This window comes from Novosphingobium sp. Chol11, from assembly GCF_945870625.1.
Taxonomy (GTDB): domain Bacteria; phylum Pseudomonadota; class Alphaproteobacteria; order Sphingomonadales; family Sphingomonadaceae; genus Novosphingobium.
Window position 1 is genome coordinate 1 of the sequence record NZ_CAMBTS010000137.1, and the last position, 6,516, is coordinate 6,516.

Below are 6,516 nucleotides of genomic sequence, written 5' to 3' on the forward strand. Positions count from 1 at the left end.
CCGGATCGCCCAGCCATGGCGCAGCGCATCGAGCGCGAGCGCGACCGCACGCGGACCGTTCGTATCGCTCAAAGCGCAAACTCGGTGATCAGCGGGATGTGATCAGAGGGCTGATCCCAGCGGCGGGTGTGCTCGGCCATGCGGTGGCCCTGCGACTGCACGGCCAGTTCGGGCGAGGCCCACATGTGATCGAGGCGGCGGCCCTGATCCTTCTCGCGCCAATAAGAGCGATAGGACCACCACGAATAATTGCGCTGCGGCGCGGGGATATGCTTGCGGCCAAGATCGACCCAGCCGTGGGCATCGGCAAAGCGGCCGAGCGTGGCGACTTCCTCGGGCGTGTGGCTGACAACCTTGAGCAGCGCCTTGTGATCATAAACGTCGCAATCGAGCGGCGCGATGTTGAAATCGCCGACGATCACAGTGGGGCGGTCGATCGCCCCGGCCCAGCGTGTCATCCGCTCCAGAAAATCGAGCTTCTGGCCGAACTTGGGATTGGCCTCGCGGTCAGGAATGTCGCCGCCGGCGGGGATATAGACGTTCTCGAGGATCACGCCCTGCCCAGCGCCCAGCAGCTCGACACCGACATGGCGCGCCTCGCCATTGTCCTGCCAATCGTGGCGGCTGACCTCGCGCAAGGGCAAGCGGCTGACCGTGGCGACGCCGTGGTAGCCCTTTTGCCCGTGCACCGCGCGGTGGGTGTAGCCCAGCGCCTCGAATACATCGTGCGGGAAGCTGGCTTCGGCGGTCTTGATCTCTTGCAGGCACAGCACATCGGGCGCTTCCTCGCGCAGGAACCGCGCGACCTGATCGGCGCGCAGGCGGACCGAGTTGATATTCCAGGTGGCGAGGGTGAGCGAGGCTGCGGACATGCCTGCGGCTTTAGGTGCCTGTGCCTTAGCCTACAAGGGCCCCTCAAACAGGAAAACCCTCGCCCCGGGGGCGTTGGGGCGAGGGTTCCATGTGCGTTCGTCACGCTTGTCAGGGCAATTCGGAAGTGAGCCCCAAGCAACAGGGGGGAAACTTGGGCTCTGTTGCCCTGACCAGTTTTTACTAGGCCCCCGCCGCTTTCTGGCGGATGAACGCAGCGAACAACTGTGTCGCAATTTGTCGCGCGCAGGCTGCATCTAAGGGCTGAAGCGAGGCAAACTGGCGACGACCAAAGACCGGCCGTTCAGGAACAAGGGAACAGGGTTATCGCCGGGTCGGCAGGCGCGGATCGTTCCAGCGGAAGGTGTTGGCCGGGACCGCGATGCCATATTGCTGATTCGTCAGGCGGACCGAAGTGCGCGCGGCCTGCGCATCGAACGAGACCCAGCTGTCGAGCGCGAATCCGCCCGGCGCAGCGGCGTTTTTCACCATGACCATCGTGATCGTGCCATATTCGGGATGGCGCGGGTCCTTGATCTCAACGCTGAGCACGCCGGGATTGCCGGTGGCGATGGGCCGCGCAAACCGGGCGACATCCTTGTTCGGATCGAGCAGCGCGCCCAGCGGGCTGTTGCGGATCGGCCAGCGCTGCACCTGCCGCACTTCGTAATCGATCAGGGTGAGCGCGGCGCCATCTGACACAATCAGCAGCGGCACCCCCTTCTGGTATTGAAAGCGGATCCGGCCGGGGCGTTGCAGGGTCATTACCCCGGCGATGCGTTGGCCCTTGCGGTCGGTCTGCACGAAATCGGCGCGCATGGTGGAAATCGCGCGCAAGGCGGCGATCGCCTGATCGACCGAGGAGGGCTGGCTTGCGGGAGGCGCGCTCCGCGCCGGGGCGAGCGGCAGGGCCGCTGCGCTCAGCGCCAAGGCGGCGAGCGGGACCAGCTTGCGAAACGTCGATAAAGAGATGTTCATGGCCCCGCCTTGCAGGATCAGCCTTGAACTTCAAGTGAACCTTGGCTGGCGCGGCGCAATGTGCAGCGGGCGCCCAGCCGTCTTGCGACCGGCCGTCTTGTGCTTACTTGATCTTGGCTTCCTTGAACTCGACATGCTTGCGCACGACGGGATCGTACTTGCGGAACACCATCTTCTCGGTGGTGTTGCGCGGGTTCTTCTTGGTCACGTAGAAGAAACCGGTGTCTGCGGTCGAGACCAGGCGGATCTTGACGGTAGTGGGCTTGGCCATGGCATTATCCTGAACTTGCGCGCGTGCCGCCAAAACAGCACGCGCATAAAACATTTGCGGCGCGGAGCGCGCCGACTTTCAGACGAGCGCCGCTGAGGGAGAATCGCTTCAAAGTCAAGTCTTGGAATGCGCACCGCGCGGGCAGCTTGCAGCGTTTGCGGTGGCGGGGGTGGCCTCAGACCCAGAGCAGCCAGGTCAGCGCCAGCACGCCGACGACGATGCGGTACAGCGCGAAGGGCGCGAACCCGCTTTTGCTGACATAGCCGATGAAGAACTTGATCACGATCAGCGAGACGACGAACGAGACCACCGAACCGACCGCGATTTCACTGAGGCCGACGCCGCCGGTGCCCGCCGCCAATTCCTCGCGGTGGTCCCACAGCTGCTTGACGGTGGCGCCAAACATCGTCGGCACGGCGAGGAAGAAGCTGAATTCGGCGGCAGTCCGGCGGTTTTCTCCCAATGTCAGCGCGCCCATGATCGTCGCGCCCGAGCGCGAGACGCCGGGGATCATCGAAACGCACTGAATGACGCCAATTTTCACCGCTTGCGAAAGCGGCATCTGCCCGACCGGACGGTACGTCTGGTGGCTGACGAAGCGCTCGACCAGCAGAATGACAAGGCCCCCGATGATCAGCGCGAAACACACCACGACCGGGTTTTCCAGCAGCACGTCGATCCGCGATTTGAGCAGCACCCCGAGCACCGCCGCCGGAATGAACGCGGCCAGCACATTGCGCATGAAAGCGATCGATTCGCGGTTTCCGCGCAGCGCGCCCACCGTGACATCGGCAAAGGTTCGCCAATAGAGCACCACCACCGCCATCACCGCCGGCAGCTGGATCACCACGTTGAACACTTCCCACTGCTTGGGATTATAGCCGAAAAACTCAGCTGCGAGGATCAGGTGCCCGGTGGAGGATACCGGCAGAAACTCGGTCAGCCCCTCGACTATGCCGAGCAGAATCGCGGTGAGGGTCAGATTGTCCATGGCTCGCGCTCGTTGCCGCAGTGCAGCGCGCTGTCAAGCGTACGAGGCCAATTAGAGCTCGGCGCTATCGAATTGCAACCGCGCGAGGCGGGCATAGAGCCCGTTTTGGGCGGAGAGCACGGCGTGGGTGCCTTGCTCGACGATACGACCCCGGTCCATCACCACGATCCGGTCGGCGCTGCGCACGGTGGCGAGGCGGTGCGCGATGACCAGCGTGGTGCGGGTTTGCATCAGCCGGTCGAGCGCATCCTGCACCAGCCGCTCGCTCTCGGCATCGAGCGCGCTGGTGGCTTCATCGAGCAGCAGGATCGGCGCATCGCGCAGCACCGCGCGGGCAATCGCGATGCGCTGGCGCTGCCCGCCCGAGAGCCGCGCGCCGTCTTCGCCAAGAAACGTTTCGAGGCCTTGCGGCAGTTCGCGCAGGAAATTTTCGGCATTGGCGGCGCGCGCCGCTTCCCAGATCTGCTCATCGGTGGCGTCCCAATTGCCATAGCGCAAATTGTCGCGCGCGCTGGCGGCAAAGAGCACGCCTTCTTGCGGGACCAGCGCCATGCGCTGGCGCACCGCGGCGGGATCGGCCTGGGTGAGCGCCACGCCGTCGATCCGCACGGTGCCGCCGTGGGGATCGTAGAACCGCTCGGCCAGCAGAAACAGCGTGGATTTGCCCGCGCCCGAGGGGCCGACAATGGCGACGGTCTCGCCCGGTTCGACAGTAAGCGAGAAATCGTCAAGCGCGGCCACTTCGGGCCGGCTGGGATAGCGGAATGACACGTTCTGAAACGCGATCTGCCCGCGCGGCGGCTGGGGCAGCACCAGCGGCCGCTCGGGCGCGATGATGTCGGGCCTTTCGAGCAGCAGTTCGTTGAGCCGCCCGGCCGCGCCTGCACCGCGCAGCAGATCGCCGTAGACCTCGGTCAGCGAGCCGACCGCGCCCGCAACGATCCCGCCGGTGAGCACGAAGGCGGCGATCGTGCCGCTGCTGATCGAGCCGTTGGCGACGCCGAGCGCGCCCTCCCACATCAGCGCGACGATCCCGCCGAACACGAGGAAGATGACGATCGCGGTCATCGCCGCGCGGATGCGGATGCGGCGCTGCGCGGTCTGGAAGCTGCGTTCGACCGCCTCGCCAAAGCGGGCGGCTTCGCGGCCTTCCTGGCCGAACGCCTGTACCACTTTCATCGCGCCGAGCACTTCGGCGATCTGCACGCCGATATCGGCGACCCGGTCCTGGCTGGAGCGCGATGCGGTGCGCAGGCGCGAGCCGAAGTAGACAATCGGCCCCACCACCAGCGGGATGCCGACCAGCAACCCAGCCGTGAGCGCGGGGGCGAGCAGAAAGAGATAGGAGATGCCGCCGACCGCGGTGATCGTGTTGCGCAGCGCGACCGAAACGGTGGTGCCGACAACCTGCTCGATGATCGCGGTGTCGGAGGTCATCCGCGAGGAGATTTCCTTGGGGCTGTTGCTCTCAAAAAAGCTGGGCGGCATGCGCAGCAGATTGTGCTGCACTTTGATCCTGAGATCGGCGACGACGCGCTCACCAATCCACGAGACGAAGTAAAACCGCACCGCCGTGCCGATGCCGAGCACCACGACGACGGCCACCAGCCAGCGGAACAGCTGGTTGATCGTATCGGGATCGGCGCCTTCGCCAAAGCCATTGTCGACGATCGGCTTGAGGCTGGCAGGGATGGCAATGGTCGCGCCCGAGGTGATGACCAGCGCGGTGAGCGCGATGGCCACCTCGCGGGGATAGGCGCTGGCCTGCCGGTAGATCATGCGCAGCGGCGTGAGCGTGCGGGGCGAGAGCTTGCCAGCCGTAAGCTTGTCGGGCGAAAGCGCAGGCGGCCCGTTCTCGGCAAGCGGGGCTGCGTTGTCCGGGGTTGCGATCAGCGGGGTTTCAGCGTCCATCGCCGGGTTCCTAGCCGAACCGCGCGGGTGCAGGAAGGGGGCGGGAGGGGCGAGAACCGCCAGCCTGCGCATTGTTGCGTTGCACAAGACGGAGAATCACGGCAAACTAAGGCAGCAGGCGGAGCTTATGCGGCTCGGCAAAACAGAAAATGAGGTTCGCATTGCTTTACAAAGCTTACGAGATTCAGCGCTCGATGCTCAATGCAGGCAGCGCGATGGCATCGATGAGCGCGGATATGCTCGGCAATCCGCGCAATCCGTTGTCGGGATTTGGCGGCACCCAGATGCTGGCATCGGCGCTCGAAGTGTTCGCGCATGCAGCAGCGCCGCGCGCCAAGCCGGCCTTTGGGCTCAAGACGGTGACGGTCGGCGGCAAGGCCCACGCGGTCAACGAGACGGTGGTGATCCACAAGCCATTCTGCGACCTCAGGATGTTCACCCATGACGGGCTGGGGCCGGATGCGCCGCGGCTGCTGCTGGTCGCGCCGATGAGCGGGCATTATGCCACGCTGCTGCGCGGCACGGTCGAGCGGATGCTCGAAAGCTGCGTGGTCTACATCACCGATTGGGCCGACGCGAAGTTCGTGCCGCTCGAAGATGGCCGGTTCGATCTGGATGAGTACATCGATTACCTGATCGGCTTTCTGGAATATATCGGCCCGGGGGCGCATATGATGGCAGTATGCCAGCCATCGGTGCCTGCCTTGGCCGCTACCGGGGTAATGGCGGTGCGCGATAACCCGTGCCGGCCGCTCACGCTGACGATGATGGGCGGGCCGATCGACACGCGCGAAAGCCCGACCGCGGTCAACGACCATGCGATTGCCCGGCCCTATGTGTGGTTCAAGCACAACGTGATCACCACCGTGCCGGTCAATTATCCCGGGGCAGGGCGGCAGGTCTATCCGGGCTTTGTCCAGCTCGCCAGCTTCATGTCGATGAACCTGGGCAGCCACATGATGAGCCATTACGGCCTGTTCAAGCATCTGGTGCAGGGCGACGGCGAAAGCGCGGATTCGACCAAGGCGTTCTATGATGAATACCGCGCGGTGTGCGACATGACCGCCGAATTTTACCTGCAGACGGTGGACGTGGTGTTTCAGACGCATGCCTTGCCCAAGGGCGAGCTGGTGCACCAGGGCATTCTGGTCGATCTGGCGGCGATCAAGGATACCGCGATCCTGTGCATCGAGGGCGAGCGCGACGATATCTCGGGGATCGGCCAGACCAAGGCGGCGCTCAAGGTGACGCCGGGCCTGCCGGACAAGCTCAAGAAATATCACCTCGCGCCCGAAGTCGGCCACTACGGCATCTTCAATGGCTCGCGCTGGCGCAGCGCGATCGCGCCGGTTGTCGATAGCTGGATTGAAGCGCACGAGAAGGCCGCGAAAAGCGGCAAGCTGAAGGTGGTGCGCTAAGGCGGGCGTCGTGCGTCCCGGCGGAGGCCGGGACCTCGGGCTGTCTGCCGCTGGGTTGCGCTTTACCGACTGAGGCC

The 6,516-nt window shown here is 64.8% G+C and carries 6 protein-coding genes; 1 reads left to right on the top strand and 5 read right to left on the bottom strand.

Annotated features, from left to right (window positions below; all coding sequences use genetic code 11):
- Positions 1–68 precede the first annotated feature (68 nt).
- The 5 genes from Q0O40_RS14830 to Q0O40_RS14850 all read right to left on the bottom strand — a co-directional run bounded on the left by Q0O40_RS14830 (position 69) and on the right by Q0O40_RS14850 (position 4,889).
- Positions 69–872 (bottom strand): exodeoxyribonuclease III, encoded by an 804-nt coding sequence (locus tag Q0O40_RS14830; RefSeq protein ID WP_295531563.1) that lies wholly within the window; start codon positions 870–872, stop codon positions 69–71.
- A gap of 322 nt (positions 873–1,194) precedes the next feature.
- A complete protein-coding gene (locus Q0O40_RS14835) occupies positions 1,195–1,848 on the bottom strand; it encodes an outer membrane lipoprotein carrier protein LolA (RefSeq protein WP_295531566.1) in 654 nt (217 codons plus the stop codon).
- 103 nt (positions 1,849–1,951) lie between these two features.
- On the bottom strand, positions 1,952–2,119 hold the full coding sequence (gene rpmG, locus Q0O40_RS14840) for a 50S ribosomal protein L33 (protein ID WP_054106051.1): 168 nt from the start codon (positions 2,117–2,119) through the stop codon (positions 1,952–1,954).
- A 175-nt stretch (positions 2,120–2,294) separates the two neighbouring features.
- Complete coding sequence (locus Q0O40_RS14845) at positions 2,295–3,110, bottom strand: undecaprenyl-diphosphate phosphatase (protein WP_295531570.1); 816 nt, start codon at positions 3,108–3,110, stop codon at positions 2,295–2,297.
- 51 nt (positions 3,111–3,161) lie between these two features.
- The gene (locus Q0O40_RS14850) at positions 3,162–4,889 is read right to left on the bottom strand and encodes an ABC transporter transmembrane domain-containing protein (protein ID WP_295531576.1); all 1,728 of its coding nucleotides are present in this window, start codon (positions 4,887–4,889) and stop codon (positions 3,162–3,164) included.
- A 281-nt stretch (positions 4,890–5,170) separates the two neighbouring features.
- On the opposite strand from Q0O40_RS14850, the gene Q0O40_RS14855 reads away from it, so the two are divergent.
- Positions 5,171–6,439: a polyhydroxyalkanoate depolymerase gene (locus tag Q0O40_RS14855; RefSeq protein WP_295531573.1), complete on the top strand. Its 1,269-nt coding sequence runs from the start codon at positions 5,171–5,173 to the stop codon at positions 6,437–6,439.
- Positions 6,440–6,516 lie beyond the last annotated feature (77 nt).